General features: G+C 73.2%; 13 protein-coding genes. 6 read left to right on the top strand and 7 right to left on the bottom strand.

The features are described 5' to 3' along the window. Positions 1 to 310 precede the first annotated feature (310 nt). Complete coding sequence (locus tag ACZ6CZ_RS33670) at positions 311 to 877, bottom strand: CGNR zinc finger domain-containing protein (RefSeq protein WP_469028978.1); 567 nt, start codon at positions 875 to 877, stop codon at positions 311 to 313. Between the two features lie 144 nt (positions 878 to 1,021). On the opposite strand from ACZ6CZ_RS33670, the gene ACZ6CZ_RS33665 reads away from it, so the two are divergent. Next, positions 1,022 to 2,419 carry an MFS transporter gene (locus ACZ6CZ_RS33665; protein WP_469028975.1) on the top strand — a complete coding sequence of 466 codons (1,398 nt, stop codon included), beginning with the start codon at positions 1,022 to 1,024 and terminating at the stop codon, positions 2,417 to 2,419. Between the two features lie 31 nt (positions 2,420 to 2,450). Here the strand turns inward: ACZ6CZ_RS33665 and ACZ6CZ_RS33660 are convergent, their stop codons facing one another. Next, positions 2,451 to 4,886 (bottom strand): condensation domain-containing protein, encoded by a 2,436-nt coding sequence (locus ACZ6CZ_RS33660; RefSeq protein WP_469028974.1) that lies wholly within the window; start codon positions 4,884 to 4,886, stop codon positions 2,451 to 2,453. Between the two features lie 285 nt (positions 4,887 to 5,171). Here ACZ6CZ_RS33660 and ACZ6CZ_RS33655 point away from each other — a divergent pair, with 285 nt between their 5' ends. Then, the gene (locus ACZ6CZ_RS33655) at positions 5,172 to 6,728 is read left to right on the top strand and encodes an amino acid adenylation domain-containing protein (RefSeq protein WP_469028973.1); all 1,557 of its coding nucleotides are present in this window, start codon (positions 5,172 to 5,174) and stop codon (positions 6,726 to 6,728) included. Positions 6,729 to 6,838: 110 nt separating this feature from the next. Here the strand turns inward: ACZ6CZ_RS33655 and ACZ6CZ_RS33650 are convergent, their stop codons facing one another. The 5 genes from ACZ6CZ_RS33650 to ACZ6CZ_RS33630 form a co-directional block, all read right to left on the bottom strand. Further along, positions 6,839 to 7,768, bottom strand: coding sequence for a LysR family transcriptional regulator (locus tag ACZ6CZ_RS33650; RefSeq protein WP_469028970.1), 930 nt, complete (start codon positions 7,766 to 7,768; stop codon positions 6,839 to 6,841). 235 nt (positions 7,769 to 8,003) lie between these two features. Then, on the bottom strand, positions 8,004 to 8,603 hold the full coding sequence (locus ACZ6CZ_RS33645) for a TetR family transcriptional regulator (RefSeq protein WP_469028968.1): 600 nt from the start codon (positions 8,601 to 8,603) through the stop codon (positions 8,004 to 8,006). Positions 8,604 to 8,807: 204 nt separating this feature from the next. Continuing rightward, a complete protein-coding gene (locus tag ACZ6CZ_RS33640) occupies positions 8,808 to 9,542 on the bottom strand; it encodes an SDR family NAD(P)-dependent oxidoreductase (RefSeq protein ID WP_469029023.1) in 735 nt (244 codons plus the stop codon). A gap of 121 nt (positions 9,543 to 9,663) precedes the next feature. Beyond that, the gene (locus ACZ6CZ_RS33635; RefSeq protein WP_469028965.1) at positions 9,664 to 10,362 is read right to left on the bottom strand and encodes an HAD family hydrolase; all 699 of its coding nucleotides are present in this window, start codon (positions 10,360 to 10,362) and stop codon (positions 9,664 to 9,666) included. A 101-nt stretch (positions 10,363 to 10,463) separates the two neighbouring features. Further along, entirely contained in the window at positions 10,464 to 11,123 is a 660-nt protein-coding gene (locus ACZ6CZ_RS33630; protein WP_469028962.1) for a ScbR family autoregulator-binding transcription factor, read from the bottom strand. Positions 11,124 to 11,420: 297 nt separating this feature from the next. On the opposite strand from ACZ6CZ_RS33630, the gene ACZ6CZ_RS33625 reads away from it, so the two are divergent. From ACZ6CZ_RS33625 to ACZ6CZ_RS33610, 4 genes are all read left to right on the top strand, one after another. Then, positions 11,421 to 12,356 (top strand): ScbA/BarX family gamma-butyrolactone biosynthesis protein, encoded by a 936-nt coding sequence (locus ACZ6CZ_RS33625; protein WP_469028960.1) that lies wholly within the window; start codon positions 11,421 to 11,423, stop codon positions 12,354 to 12,356. 91 nt (positions 12,357 to 12,447) lie between these two features. After that, complete coding sequence (locus ACZ6CZ_RS33620) at positions 12,448 to 12,627, top strand: hypothetical protein (RefSeq protein ID WP_469028957.1); 180 nt, start codon at positions 12,448 to 12,450, stop codon at positions 12,625 to 12,627. A 141-nt stretch (positions 12,628 to 12,768) separates the two neighbouring features. Continuing rightward, a complete protein-coding gene (locus tag ACZ6CZ_RS33615) occupies positions 12,769 to 13,872 on the top strand; it encodes a LuxR C-terminal-related transcriptional regulator (RefSeq protein ID WP_469028952.1) in 1,104 nt (367 codons plus the stop codon). A 94-nt stretch (positions 13,873 to 13,966) separates the two neighbouring features. Next, positions 13,967 to 14,233, top strand: coding sequence for an acyl carrier protein (locus tag ACZ6CZ_RS33610; RefSeq protein WP_469028950.1), 267 nt, complete (start codon positions 13,967 to 13,969; stop codon positions 14,231 to 14,233). The last annotated feature ends 34 nt before the right edge of the window (positions 14,234 to 14,267 follow it).

The raw sequence follows: 14,267 nt of genomic DNA, 5'->3' as shown, positions 1-14,267 counted from the left end.
GGAACGGTTTTCGCGGCATCGAGTTCTTCGATGACAGGCGATCGGCCACTTCTATGGGCAGTCATCAGGCAGCCATCGAATTCTTCTATCGGACGTCATCGAGTTTTTCGATGGCCGATAGCGGGCGGCGCATGGCCGATGGCAGATGGCCGATGGCCGGAGGAAAGAGGAGCCCGTAAAGGGCGCCCCGCAAAGGGCGCCCGGAAAACGGGACCCGGGAAAGGGAGCGGGGGAAAGAGGGCCGGCGAAGCGGCAGGCCCCGCCGGGGGGTGGCGGGGCCTGCGCGGGCCGGACCGGTGGCGCCAGGCGGTTACCGGTCCGCCGCCGCGGCGGCCTGCTTCGCGGAGTGCCGGCGCGCCTTGGCGCGGTTGCCGCACACGCGCATCGAGCACCAGCGGCGGCTGCGGTTCTTGGACACGTCCCAGAAGACCCAGGCGCAGGCGTGCTCGGCGCAGCGCTTGAGCCGCACGGCCTCACCGGTGACGACCAGCTCGCTCCAGGCGATGGCGAGCCCGGCCAGGGCCTTCCTGACCGGCGTCAGGTCCGCCGCCGGGGACAGCACACCGCCGCGGCCCGCGGCGCCGCGCACGGTGATGAGCACCGGCAGCTCACGCAGGGCCTCGTCCGCGCCGGCGAGGAGGGCCGCGTCGGCGGTGTCACCGACGTTGACGCCCAGTTCCTCGCGGATGCCGGTGCGCAGGCGCAGGCACAGGGCGTGGTCCTCGGCGCCGATCCGGCGTTCGCGGTCGAGCAGCCCGCGCTCGGTGAGCCAGGCGGAGAGCGCGCTCGCCGTGGCCAGCTCGTCGGTGCCGAGTTCCACGTCGACGGTGTTGGCGAAGGCCTCGATGAGCTGGGCGGAAGCCGGGGCTTCGGACATGAGCCACCTCCTGGTAGGGACCCCAGTCTACACCCGGTCTAACCGGCTAACGGCTTGACCGGGTAGCGAACGAGGCCTCGAACGTGTCAGACTCGCCTCCTCGGGAATAACCAGTGAAGGCGATAGATGGTTAGGGGAACAGCGATGAGTGATCAAGCCCTCCAGGTGGCGCGGCCGCCGGCGGCGGTCGCGGACGACACCACGGCGCAGCCCTCCACGCGGCCCACGGCACGCCCCGCACGGCCCACGGCACGCCCCGCCGCGATCCACCCCGGCAAGCCGCGCAAGCCAGCCGGCCACGGGACGTCGAAGGAGGCCGGCGCCCGGCAGGGCACGCGCAACACCGTCGTCCTGCTGGCCTTCACCGCGATCACCAACCTCGCGGACGGTGTCACCAAGATCGCCCTGCCGCTGCTGGCCACCCGCGCCTCCGCCTCCCCGGCCCAGATCTCGGCCGTGTCGCTCACCCTGTCCCTGCCCTGGCTCCTGGTCGCCCTGCACGTCGGCGTCCTGGTCGACCGCGTCGACCGCCGGCGCCTGCTGTGGGGGGCGAACGCGCTGCGGCTGCTCGCGCTCGGCGCGCTGGCCGAGGCCGCGCTGGCCGACCGGGTCACCATCCCCGTCCTGTGCGCCGTGGGCGCGGTGCTCGGCGTGGCCGAGGTGGTCGCGCTGACCGCGGCCTCGGCGCTGATCCCGGCGCTGGTCCCGCCGGAGGGCCGGGAGCGCGCCAACGCCTGGATCGCCGGGGCGGAGACGGTCTGCAACGAGTTCTGCGGCCCCTTCGTCGGCGGCCTCCTGCTCGCCGCGGGCACCGGCTTCGCCCTCGGCGTGACCTGGGTGTCGTACCTGGCGGCCGCCCTGGTCCTGCTCCTGCTCACCGGCCGGTTCCGCGCCGCCCGGGACACCTCGGCGGCCCGCCCCGCCGAGAGCGTCAACCAGCAGATCACCGGCGGCCTGCGCTACCTGTGGCGGCACACGCTGCTGCGCACCATGTCCCTGATCCTCACGGTCCTGTGCGCCTGCTGGGGCGCCTGGCTGGCGCTCATGCCGCTGTTCGCCACCGACGTGATGCACCTCAGCCCCCGCCAGTACGGGACGCTCCTGAGCGCGCTCGGCATCGGCGGCCTGGTCGGCGCCCTCACCGTCGGCTGGGTGAACCGGGTCCTCGGACGGCGCTGGGTGATGTTCGCCGACCTGGTCGGCACCTTCGCGATGATGGCCGTGCCCGCGCTGACCACCGGCCTGTGGGCGGTCGCCGCCGCCGCCTTCGCCGGCGGCCTGGGCGGCACCCTGTGGACGGTCAACGCCCGCACCATCGGCCAGCGCCTGGTGCCCGACGCCATGCTCGGCCGCTACACCGCCGTGGGCCGCCTCTTCAGCTGGGGCGCCATGCCCATCGGAGCCGGCGCCATGGGCCTGCTCGCCGAGTGGCTCGGGCTGCGGCTCGCCTTCCTGGTCTTCGCCGCCTCCGTCGCCGTCACCGTCGTCCCCTTCCTGCGCGTCCTGACCCGTCCCGCCCTCGCGGAGGCCTACGGCGAGTAGCGCGCCGCCCCCGCCCGGGACGGCGGCAGGGTCAGCGAACCGGGGCCGGCACCGGCAGCAGTCCGGCCGCGAGGTCGGCGACCCGGCGGACCGCCTCCCCGCGCAGCAGCGTGTAGTGGTCCGCGGGCAGCCGTACCGTCGCCGGCTCCGGGGTGAACAGGCGCCGCCAGCGCGCCACCTCCCCGTCGGTCAGATCGGCCGCCACCAGCAGCGCCCGCGCCTCGACCGCGTCCGCGCCGCGATAGCCGGCCATCGCCGTCACATGCCGGGTGTGCAGCGCGTACCGCTCGTGCAGCGCCCGCGACGGCGCCTCACCCGCGGTGGCGCGCAGCAGCGCCACCAGCGTCCCGATGCCGAGGTCGGCGCGGCGCCCGAGGCGCAGCCGGTCCGGCGGCGCCGCACCCGCGGAGCGCAGCGCGTTGTGCGCGAAGGCGTCCAGATCGTGCCGGTCGGCGTCCGTGAAGTCGCCGGGGACGGGCGGGTCGAGCAGCAGCAGCGGCGGGCAGGGCAGGCCGCGCCGCCGCAGCAGGCCCGCCATCGCGTGGACGAGGAGTCCGCCCATGGACCAGCCGCCCAGCAGGTCCGGCAGCCGCTCACCGGCCAGCAGCGGCGCGAGATAGCGCTCGGCCATGCCCGCCACGCTCGCCGCGCCCGCGCCGTCGTCCTCGCTGACGGTCACCCGCCAGTCGGCGGGCAGCGCCTCGACCAGCTCGCGGTAGGGCAGCCTGCCCACGCCCGCGCCGTGCACCAGGTGCAGATGCGGGCCGCCGGGCGCACCGCCGCGCAGGGTCACGGGCCCGCCGCCGCGGCCGGCGGCCGGACCGCCGTCCGGGCCGGGGCCCTGCGGTGCGGGCGGCGCGAGCAGCTGGGCCATCCGCCGCGGCGTGGGGTCGTCGAGCCACTCGGCCACGTCCAGTTCGCGGCCCGTGCGCGCCTCCACCCGGGCGACGAGTTCGAGCACCTGCAAGGAGTGCCCGCCGGCCTCGAAGAAGTCGTCCTCCTCGCGCACGTCCCCACCGAGCACGTGCCGCCAGTCGGCCAGCAGCCCGGCCTCCTCCGGTTCGGCGGCGGCGGTCGCGGGACCGGCCGCCGGGATGGCCCGCGTCGGCGCCACGGGGACACCGGCGGCGGCCCGCGAGGCCACGCGCAGCCCGCTCAGCTCCCCGCCCGGGCCGGCCGAGGCGGTCAGCACGTGCTCCACGTCGTCCAGGAAGGTCCGTACGGTGCCCTCCCGCAGCTGGTCCGTGTCGTACTCGATCTCCAGGACGGTGTGCTCGCCCTCCTCGAAGATGCCGACGAGGAGCTGGCAGCGCGCGCTGGTCGACGGGCTGGGCAGCAGCCGGGCGGGGCCGCCGCCGAGCGACAGCCCGGAGCCGATGCTGCCGTGGTGGGTGATCAGCACCGGGGGCGTGGAGCCGAGCGCCGCCCGGTCCTCGGCGGACAGCCGCGCGAACACCTCGGAGAAGCCGGCGTGCTGATGGGGCAGGCTCTCCCACAGGCCGTCCCGGGTGCGGCCGACCACGTCGTCGAAGCCCTCGCCGCCGCCGACCTCGTCCGCCAGCAGCACGGTGTTGGCGCAGTAGCCGACCCGCCGCTGGTCCTCCAGGGTCATCCGGTTCGCGACGACGACACCGAGCGCGGTCCGCCCCGCCGCCCCGCCCCGCGCCAGCACCGTACGGACCGCGGCGAGCTGCACCGCGAAGGCCGTGCAGCCGACCCGCCGGGCGATCCGGGCGACGGCCTCCCGGGCCGGGCCGGACAGCCGGTGCCGCAGCGCCGCCCCGGCCGGGGCGGCGCCCTCCGGCCGGTCCGGCGCCGGGTCCGGAACCAGCGCGGCCGCCTTCACCCCGCGCAGCCGCCCGCTCCAGAACGCCAGGTCGTCGCCGGCCTTCCCGCCGCGCGGGCGCCGGCCGAAGTCCCGGTAGGGAACGGCCGGTTCGCGGAACACCTCGGCGGCCGTCACCCGCGGGCCGCGCTCCCGCACCGCCTCGTACGCGGCCCGCAGGTCCTCCACCACCAGGTGCAGCGCCCAGCCGTCGAGGACCGCGTGGTGCACGGTGATCAGCACCTCCTCGACGCCGCCCACGCCGACGTGCGCCAGCCGGGCCAGCGGCGCCCACTCCAGGTCGAACGGCGTCGCGTGCAGCTGCGCGGCCACCTCGTCGAGCAGCGCCTCGGGGGCACGGTCCGCGGGCGGCTCGCGCCAGCCCACCTCCTGCGGCGTGGCGTCGCAGGCCGGGTGGATCAGCTGGACGACCGCGTCGCCGCGCCGGGCCAGGGCCGTGCGCAGCGCCTCGTGCCGCTCCACGACGAGCCGCCAGGCCGCGGCCAGCGCCGCCGGGTCCAGCCGCGTCACCCGCAGCCGCCAGGTGAGGTTGTAGAGGTCCTTGCGCTCAGCGCGGTGCTGAATCCACCACAGGGCTTCCTGAGCGGGCGAACTGGGGAGTTCCACGGGTGCCGATGTCATGGGTCCTCACCGGGAATGGGGAGTCGTCTGCTGGCGAATTACGCGAGCACCGGAAAAGGATGGCGCGGACACCGGCCCCCGGCAAATACCGGATTCAGAACCTCTATGGCACCGGATTCAGGAACTCTATGGCGGCGGACCCGCCGGCGGCCGCACCCTTGACCGGCTGCCGGCCACCGCGAATAGCATTTTGGCGACGCCCCCGACATGCATTCCCATTTCTTGTCGCGAAGCCGGGAGCTGTTCCGGCGTCCTGCGACGCGTCACGGAAGAGGACCGGACATCATGAACGCCACCTGGACCATGTACGACTGGTTCGCGGCCTCCGCGGCCACGCACGGCGACCGGCAGACCGCGCTCGAGGTCGCCGGGGAGCACCTCACCTACGCCGAACTCGACGCCACCGCCCACCGGCTGGCCGGCGAACTCCTCGCCGCGCACGGCGGCGTCCCCTCCCGGGTGGGCCTGCTGGCGGCCCGCAGCACGGCCGCCTACGCCGGATACCTGGCCGTCCAGCGGCTCGGCGCCACGATCGTCCCGCTCAACCCGGCGTTCCCGCCCGCCCGCAACGCCACCATCGCCCGTGACGCCGGCCTGGACCTCGTCATCGCCGAGGAGGGCGCGCCGGGCCGCGCGGAGCTGCCCGTCCCGGTCGTGGCGCTGTCGCCCGAGCGGATGGCGGCGCTGCGCACCGGCCCGGTGCCCGACCTGCCGGCGTCCACGGCCGGCCCGGACGACCTGGCGTACATCCTGTTCACCTCCGGGTCGACGGGCCGGCCCAAGGGCGTGCCCATCGCGCACCGCAACGTCTCCGCCTACCTGGGCCACGTCATCCCGCGCTACGGCCTGGGCCCGGACGCCCGCGTCTCCCAGACCTTCGACCTGACCTTCGACCCCTCGGTCTACGACATGTTCGCCGCCTGGGGCTCCGGCGCCACCCTCGTCGTACCCGGCAAGAAGGACCTGCTCTCGCCGGTGCGGTTCGTCAACCGCCACCGCATCACGCACTGGAACTCCGTGCCGTCGGTGGCGTCCATCGCACTGCGGCTGCGCGCGCTGAAGCCCGGTGTGATGCCGACGCTACGCTGGAGCCTGTTCTGCGGTGAGGCCCTGATGCTGACCCACGCCCGGGCCTGGGCGGCCGCGGCCCCGGACTCGGTCGTGGAGAACATCTACGGCCCGACCGAGATGACCGTGACGTGGACGGAGTTCCGGCTGCCCGCCCGCGCCGAGGACTGGCCCCGGCCGGCCAACGGCACGGTGCCCATCGGCACCCCCTACCCCGGCCAGGAGCACCTCGTCATCGGCGAGGACGGCCGCCCGGCGTCCGACGGCGAGCTGTGCGTGCGTGGCTCGCAGCGCTTCCCCGGCTACCTGGTCCCGGCCGACAACATCGGCAGGTTCCTGTCCTTCGACGGCGAGCGGGCCGTCCCCTACGACGGTTCGCGGCCGCTGACGGCCGCCCACTGGTACCGCACGGGCGACCGGGTCACCACCCTCGACGGGGCGCTCGTCCACCTCGGGCGGCTGGACCACCAGCTGAAGATCCGCGGCTACCGGGTGGAACTCGGCGAGATCGAGTCGGCCCTGCTCGCCCAGGCCGGGGTGGCGGAGGCCGCCGTGGTCGCCCTGCACGGCCCGGACGGCGAGATCGAGCTGTCGGGCGTGTACACCGGCCCCAACAAGGACACCGAGGCCCTCCTCGACAGCCTCCGGGAGCGGCTGCCCGCCTACATGGTGCCGGCCGGCCTCACCGCGCTGGACGCGCTGCCGCTCAACGCCAACGGCAAGGTCGACCGCGGCGCGCTGACCGCCCTGCTGTCCGCCCCGGCCGCCGCCTGACCCGCCCCGGCGGACCCCACCCCGGCGGACACCACAGCGGCCGGGCTCCCCATCCGGGAGCCCGGCCGCGCACGCGTACCGCTGCGGCCGCGTCCGCGGGGTGCGCACGGTCAGCAGACCGCTTGCAGCGTCAGGTCGGCGGCCGGGTCGCCCGACTCGGCCAGCACCTGCCGGGCCGTGCCGAGCACCGTGCGGAACACCGGGTCGTCGTCGAGGCCGCGGCGCCACACGCACTGCGAGTACACGGTGAAGGGCGGCTGCCAGTCCACGCACCGCAACTGCCCGAGCCGCAGCTCCTCGGCGACCGTGACGGTGGGCAGCAGCGCCATGCCGATGCCCTCGCCGACGCTGCGCTTGACCGCGTCGACCGAGCCGAGGACGAGGATGCCGCGGGCGACGGCGCCCGCCTCCACCAGCGCGGTCTCGAAGGCGCGCTGGTAGCCGCTCTCCCGGCGGGCGCAGGCCACGGTGTACGGGGCGAGGTCGGCGGTGGAGCGCACCGGCCGGCCGGCCAGCGGGTGCTCCGGGTGCGCCACCAGGCTCAGGCCCTCCGGGCGCAGCACCAGATGGCTCACGTCGGCGGCCGCGGTGCGCGGGCCGATGAAGAACGCGCAGTCGGCCTGCTCCTCCCGCACCAGCCGCACCGGGTCGCTGTCCAGCGTCCGCAGCGACAGGTCGAGTTCCTGGTGGCGCAGGTGCAGGTACTCGATGAGCGGGACCAGGCGGTAGGTGACGATGCACTCGGCGGCCCCGATCACCAGCGCGTCCGGGGCGTCGTCCGCGTCGGGGACGGACACGGACTGCTGGGCCAGCTCGCTCAGCTGCACGATGCGGCGCGCGTAGCGGTGCAGCCGGCGGCCGGCCGGGGTGAGGCTCGCCCCGGAGGCCGTACGGTGCAGCAGCGGCGTCTCCAGCGTCTGCTCCAGGGACTTGATCCGGGCGGTGACCGTCGGCTGGGCCAGCCCCAGGATGCGGGCCGCCTGCGTGAAGCTGCGGGACTCCGCGACCGTCAGGAACGCGCTGAGGTGCTTGATGTTCATCCGTCAGCTCACACCCACGGTGCCGAGCGCGGCGAGCGCGCGAGCCCGTATTCGGATTCGAATCACGCCAATCCCCCATCTTCTCCGTGTCTGCGGCAGCCGAACCGATGCCAGGTACGCCGGACTCCGCCGAGCCCGACGGCCCGTAGTTACCGTACAGAACGTTCGCTATGTTTTTCTAGTACGGAACGGCGGCTACCGCATCCAGGGGACCGGGGCAGGGTCGGACCTTCTGTCAGACCTTCTCGGTGGCGACGCCCCGCAGGACCAGCCGCCAGATCCGTTCGACCTGCTCGGCGACGCTCTCGGCCGCGCACACCGGCGCCTCGTTGCCCGTACGGATCTCCGACTCCGCGCCGGCCAGCAGGTACACCACCAGGGCGGCCAGCGTCTCCGGACAGTGCTCCGGGCGCAGCTGACCGTCCGCCCGCGCCCGGGTCAGCAGGTCGAGCATGGTCGGCAGCCAGGTCCGCGACCACGGTTCCGTCACGTCCGGCTGCTCCCGGGCGACCCGTGCCGCCGCCCGGACGGCGACGTCCCGCTCCAGCAGGGCCGCGAGCGCGACGGTCAGGTCGCCCACGGCACGCAGCCGTGAGGTGCCGTCCGCCACCGTCCGGTCCACCACCGCGGCGACACTCGCCGCGCCCTCTTCCCGCACCGCCTCGGCCAGCGCCTTCTTGGTGGGGAAATGGAAGGTCAGGGCCCCCATGGAGGCATCGGCGACCTGGGAGACCCGGGACAGCCGCGCACCCTCGTAGCCCGACCTGTCCATCTCCAGCGCCGCCGCCCGGACGATCCGGGCCCGCGTCCGTGTCGCCCGCTCCTGCTGCCTCATGCATCTCCTCCTCCTGATCGGCCCGGACGGCCGGGAGCGACCCGGCCGTCCGAAGATGCCCAATTTAGCAAAACGATCGTTCTCTATGCTTTGCTTCCGGACAACCGTCGTGTGGCTCAGGAGAGGTCTTGCGATGGCCCAGGCGAGGTCGTGCGATGGCCCGGGTGAGGTCGTGCGGTGGCTCGGGAGAGGTCGTGCGCGGCCCTACACCGCGGTCGAACCGCCGTCGACCGCCATCGCTGCGCCGGTGACGAACGAGGAGCGGTCGCTGCACAGCCAGGCCGCGGCCTGCGCCACCTCGTCGGGCCGCGACATCCGCCGCTGCAGCGAGTCGGCGAGGAAGACGTCCTCCAGCTCCGGCATCCGCGCGATGACGTCGTCCATCATCTCCGTCCGGGTGGCGCCCACGACGAGCGCGTTGACCCGGATGCCCCGCTGCCCGTAGTCGTAGGCCGCCGCCCGCGTCAGGCCGATCACCGCGTGCTTGGCGGCCACGTACGCCGCCGAGGCGCCGGTGGCCTTCAGGCCCGCGACGCTGGAGGTGTTCACCACGGCCCCGCCCGAGCCGGACGCGAGCATCGCCGGTATCTGCCGGGACAGGCAGTTCCACACCCCCCGCACGTTGACGTCCATCGTCGTGTCGTACGTCTCGGCGTCCATCTCGTGCAGCGGGACTCCCGCCGTGGCGTAGCCGGCGTTGTTGAATGCCGCGTCCAGCTTGCCGAACGTGTCCACGGCCGTCGCCACGGCGCGGGCCACGTCGTCCGCCACGGCGACGTCACCCGCCACCGCCGCCGCCCGGCCGCCGGCGCCGCGGATGTCCCGCACCAGCGTGGCCAGCCGGTCCTCCCGGCGGGCCATGAGGACGACGGCCGCCCCCTCCTGCGCGAACAGCCGGGCGGCGGCCGCGCCGATCCCGCTCGACGCCCCGGTGATCATGGCCACCCTGCCGCTCAGCAGCTTCCGCTCGTCTCCCACGAGACCTCCCCCTTCGTCACGTCACACACACCGGGGCGGCCCGGACGGCCGCCCCGGTCCCCTCCCGCGCGGCGGCGGCCGTTCAGTGCGGCCACACCGTGCCGGCGGCGGCCTCGGCGTCCACCGTCCGCAGCAGCTCCTCGTCCACGGCGTGCAGCGAGTCCACCAGGTGCCGGACCCCGGCCTCGCGCATCAGCTGCCGCTGGAAACTGTGCTCGAAATGGCTGGGGTGACCGATGAAGGGCATCCCCAGCGATCTGGCCGCCTCGGCGACCGTCGCGACGTCGTCGATCACGAGCACCTGGTCGTGCTTCAGGCCGAAGTGCTCGGTGGCGATCTCGTGCAGACCCGGCCGGAACGCGTCGGTGCAGATGTAACCGGGGCCGTCGAACAGACCGGCGTGCTCTCCCAGGAACGCGTCGAAGTGGCTCCTGTCCAGGCCGCCGTAGCAGACCGTGCGCAGTCCCAGCCCGCGCAGCCTGCGGACGAGTTCGAGCGCCCCGTCGTTCACCCGCACCGGGTGCGCCGCGACATGGCGCGCACGCTCCTCGAAGTACGCCTCCAGCGCCTCCTCGCCGGTCATGGACCCGTCCACCGCCTCGGCGAGCAGCCGGCCCGCGACCGCACGGGGCCGGGAGAAGATGCTCTGCTCGAGCTGCGGGGTGTAGGCGCAGCCGCGGCTCACCAGGAAGTGGTGGATGACCGGGCTGAAGGTGTCGTTGAGCATGACGCCGTCGATGTTGACCGCGCCGAGGCGCAGCTGTTCCAGACCGTGAACCATGTCGTCTCCCCTGTCGATACGGATCTCACGTTGCCCACGGCACCCGCGGCGCCGGGGGCGATCCGCCCCCGGCGCCGCTCCGGCCGTTCCGGTGCCCGAAGTCAGTTGCTCGGGGCGCCGCCCTGCGGGGAAGCCGCCGCCGACGCGGAGGCCGCGGCCCGCACCAGCTCCTGCGCGCGTGTCTCGCTCACCTCGGTACGGGCGATGACGGGCGGTACGGCGATGCCCGGCAGCAGCAGCCGCCACATCCGTACCACCCGGTCGCCCAGGTCCGCCCGCCCCTCGCTCGCCACGGCCGAGTAGGTCTGCATGCCCGTGCACGCCTCGACGACGAACTCGGCGAGTTCCTCCGGCTCGACGCCCGCCTGCAGCTCACCCTTGCTCGCCGCGACCCGCAGGCAGTCGGCCATGATGGCGCCCCAGTCCCGGTAGGGCTTGGCGTCCCGCATGCCGAAGGAACCCTGCTCGCTGGTGAGCCGTACGCCCGCCCGCAGCAGCGGGTCCGCCCGCAGCTGCTGGGACCAGACCAGGGTGATGTCGACGAGGCGCTGCAGGCCCTCGGACTCCAGCCACGGGACTATCGACTCGGGCTGCGCGTTCATGACCGCACGGGCGAGCGCTTCCTTGGACTCGAAGTGGAAGTAGAGCGCTCCGGCCGTGAGTTCGGCCTGCTGGAGGATGTCCTTGATACTCGCGCCGGCGAAGCCGGACTCGTCGAACACCTCTGCCGCCGCCCGGAGCAGCAGATTCCGCGTCTGCACTCCTCGTTCCTGCTTGGGTTGACGAGCCACCAGTACCTCCCTGTGAAACCGAACACTCTTTACGGTATCGGCCTCCCACCCTCCAACCTGCCCAAACTCTAGGAAGACTCAAGCGGCCCGCCGAGAAAAGACTGATTCGCCCCGTTCTCGTCCCGCCGTACTTGACCAATCCATGACCTCACCTTTGCCATAAACTGGCAGTAAAACAAAACGAGCGCTCTCTATATTGTCGGGGCGGCACTTCGCCGCACCCGTACGCGAGGTCAACAACATCCCTGGGGGGGATCCAGCATGCTGATGACTGCCCCGACGCGCGTCATAGCGCGTCCGTCGGCCACCTCCGTTCCCCGCGAGTACGTGCACAAGACGGCCGCGTCCGAGGTGCTGCTGACCGGGCTGTCCCCGGCCGGGCCCGACCGGTTCCACATCACCGCACGCTGGCCGTCGCAGCACCCCTTCTACGGTCCGAAGGGCGGCTTCCACGACCCGCTCCTCATCGCCGAGTCGGTCCGCCAGACCGTGCCGCTGCTCAGCCACGTCGCCTACGCAGTGCCCTTCGGGCACCGCCAGTCCTGGAGCACCTTCCGCTACGAGGCCGACCCGCTCGCCCTGGCGTTCACCGGCACCGAGGCGGACATCGACATGCGCGTCACCTGCTCCGACGTGGTCAGCCGCGCCGGCCGGCTCTCCTCACTGCGCATGCAGGTCGACCTCTACATCGACGGCCGCCCGCTCGGCGTGGCGGAGACCAGGTTCTGCAACCTGTCCCCGGCCGTCTACCCCCGGCTGCGCGGCCCCTACGCCGACGCCGCACAGGCCGCCCGGCACGCCGTCCCCCTCGCCCCCGCCATGACACCGGCCCGCGTCGCCCGCACCCACACCCACGACGTGGTCCTCTCCCCCACCTCCGTCCCCGGCCGGACCCAGCTGCGCGCCGACCTCTCCCACCCGGTCCTCTTCGACCACGCCGTCGACCACGTACCGGGCATGCTGCTGCTCGAGGCCGCCCGCCAGAGCGCCCACGCGGCCACCCACCCGCGCCCCATGCTCATGACCGGACTCGACGCCGTCTTCAGCCAGTACGTCGAGTTCGACGCCCCCTGCTGGATCGACCGCACCCCGGCCGGCACCCACGGGGACGACCACCACCTCCTGAGCGTCCAGGCCGTCCAGAACGACACTCCCGCCTTCACCGCGACCGTCGCCCTGACCCAGCCCCTGCTGCCGGGATAGCCGCGAGGACGGCGCGCTCATCCCCGGGAGTCGGCGTCCGGCCCGCGGGTACCCGCCCCGCGTCACTGCTCGGCCTGCCCCGGAGAACGTCATGACGCAGCACACCGAACGCCGCTTCTGCACCGCATGCGGCACACCGGCCGGAGACGACGGACTGTGCGAACACTGCGCAACCGTCGTGGACCTGCCCGACGAGGCCGGACTGGTCGAAGACCGGGGAGCGGCACTGCGGCGGGACTTCGAAGGACGCGGCCCGTCGCAGGAGGGGTGAGCGCGCCATCGCCCTGCCGGTGAGGGATCCCCCGGCCGGGCCGGAAATGGGCGAAAGGAAACGAGGGGGTGTACGCCCTTGCCTACCCTGGTTGGGAGGAGGTCGCGGGGACAGCGGCCTCTATAACACGGGGGTTAACGCATGCTGGAACTCCTTGGATTGGGGAAGAACCCGGCAGAGCTCTACCGCGCGGTCCTGGCGCGTCCCGGCCTATCGGTCGAAGACCTGGTGGACACCCTGAGGTGGCCGGCCGACCGGGTGCACGCCGCACTCGACGAGTGTGTACGGCTGTCACTGATCCGGCCCTCGTGGGAGACGCCGGGCACGGTGCGGCCGGTCCCGCCGGACGTCGGACTGCAGGCGCTGCTCGCCGGGCAGGAGGCCGACTTCCTCGAACGGCAGCAGCAGATGACGCAGCTGCGTGTCGAGGTCTCCCGGCTCGTCCACGACTACGCCACGGCACAACGGGAGTCACACCAGATCGAGACCGAGCGCATGGAGGGAATCGACGAGATCCGCTCACGGATCGAGGAACTCAGCCATTCCTGCCAGGTCTCGCTCCTGGCGTTCCACCCCGGCGGCGGTCAGTCCTCCGCCAGCCGCGCCGCCGGCCGGCCGCTGAGCGAGACCCTACGGCAACGCGGCGTCGTGATGCAGACCGTCTATCTCGACAGCATCTACAACGACCCCGAGTCGGTCGACTACGCGCGCTGGCTGATCCGTTCGGGAAACCACGTGCGCACCACGGCGTCGCTGCCCTCCCGGATGCTCATCTTCGACCGGGAGCAGGCGGTCGTGCCCATCGACCCGGACGACTCCGGGGCGGGCGCCATGGTGTTCCGCAGCCCCGGCATCCTCGCCAACCTCTGCGAGCTCTTCGACCACGTGTGGGACAGGGCGGTGCCGCTCAGCGGCGAGAAACGGCCCCGGCAGCCCGCCGAGGAGAACGAACTCACCGGTCAGGAACAGACCGTGCTGCGCCTGCTCGGAGAAGGGCTCACGGACGAGGTGGTCGCCCGCCGCCTGGGTGTCTCGGTGCGTACCGGGCGCCGGATCACCGCGGAGCTGATGGGCCGGCTCGGCGCCAAGAGCCGCTTCCAGGCCGGGATGCGCGCCGTGGAGTCCGGCTGGCTCGGCGGTGACGGCGACCGGACCGGGCAGCCGGACGGGCGGAGGCACGAACCGGCAGGGCCCCTGGACGCGGCCCCGGTCGGCACCGCTGAGCTGCGCGAATCATCCGTATAGAGCGGGCATAGCGGCCCGCCTCAACATCGACTCACCGAACGGACGGGCGGAGTCGCACGACTCCGGATCCTCACCGATCTCTCAGGGAGTCGACATGACCGACGTGACCACCGGACTGGATGCCGCGCGCAAGCAGAACATCAAGGAGGTCGTCTGCGACATCCTCGAGATCGACGAGGACGAGGTCACCGAGGTCAGCCTCTTCAAGGAGGACCACGACGCGGACTCGCTGCGCGCGATCGAGATCCTCGCCGCCCTGGAGCGGACCCAGCACGTGACGATCGACCAGGCCGACCTCAGCCGCATGGTCAACCTCGTCGGCGTGTACACCGTCGTCGAAGAGGCCGCTGCCCGCAGCTGACCAGCAGTGCCCAGGCCCTGCCCCGATCAGTCGG

The sequence above is a fragment of the Streptomyces sp. NPDC041135 genome, from assembly GCF_055592085.1.
Note: the sequence above shows the minus strand (reverse complement) of the source record. Positions and strands in the feature narration are given on the sequence as shown.

Coding starts and splice junctions, on each gene's coding strand:
- ACZ6CZ_RS33620 (WP_469028957.1), top strand. CDS start 12,448: ATGACGCAGCACACCGAACGCCGCTTCTGCACCGCATGCGGCACACCG.
- ACZ6CZ_RS33625 (WP_469028960.1), top strand. CDS start 11,421: ATGACTGCCCCGACGCGCGTCATAGCGCGTCCGTCGGCCACCTCCGTT.
- ACZ6CZ_RS33650 (WP_469028970.1), bottom strand. CDS start 7,768: ATGAACATCAAGCACCTCAGCGCGTTCCTGACGGTCGCGGAGTCCCGC.
- ACZ6CZ_RS33670 (WP_469028978.1), bottom strand. CDS start 877: ATGTCCGAAGCCCCGGCTTCCGCCCAGCTCATCGAGGCCTTCGCCAAC.
- ACZ6CZ_RS33645 (WP_469028968.1), bottom strand. CDS start 8,603: ATGAGGCAGCAGGAGCGGGCGACACGGACGCGGGCCCGGATCGTCCGG.
- ACZ6CZ_RS33655 (WP_469028973.1), top strand. CDS start 5,172: ATGAACGCCACCTGGACCATGTACGACTGGTTCGCGGCCTCCGCGGCC.
- ACZ6CZ_RS33665 (WP_469028975.1), top strand. CDS start 1,022: ATGAGTGATCAAGCCCTCCAGGTGGCGCGGCCGCCGGCGGCGGTCGCG.
- ACZ6CZ_RS33635 (WP_469028965.1), bottom strand. CDS start 10,362: ATGGTTCACGGTCTGGAACAGCTGCGCCTCGGCGCGGTCAACATCGAC.
- ACZ6CZ_RS33640 (WP_469029023.1), bottom strand. CDS start 9,542: ATGATCACCGGGGCGTCGAGCGGGATCGGCGCGGCCGCCGCCCGGCTG.
- ACZ6CZ_RS33660 (WP_469028974.1), bottom strand. CDS start 4,886: ATGACATCGGCACCCGTGGAACTCCCCAGTTCGCCCGCTCAGGAAGCC.
- ACZ6CZ_RS33615 (WP_469028952.1), top strand. CDS start 12,769: ATGCTGGAACTCCTTGGATTGGGGAAGAACCCGGCAGAGCTCTACCGC.
- ACZ6CZ_RS33610 (WP_469028950.1), top strand. CDS start 13,967: ATGACCGACGTGACCACCGGACTGGATGCCGCGCGCAAGCAGAACATC.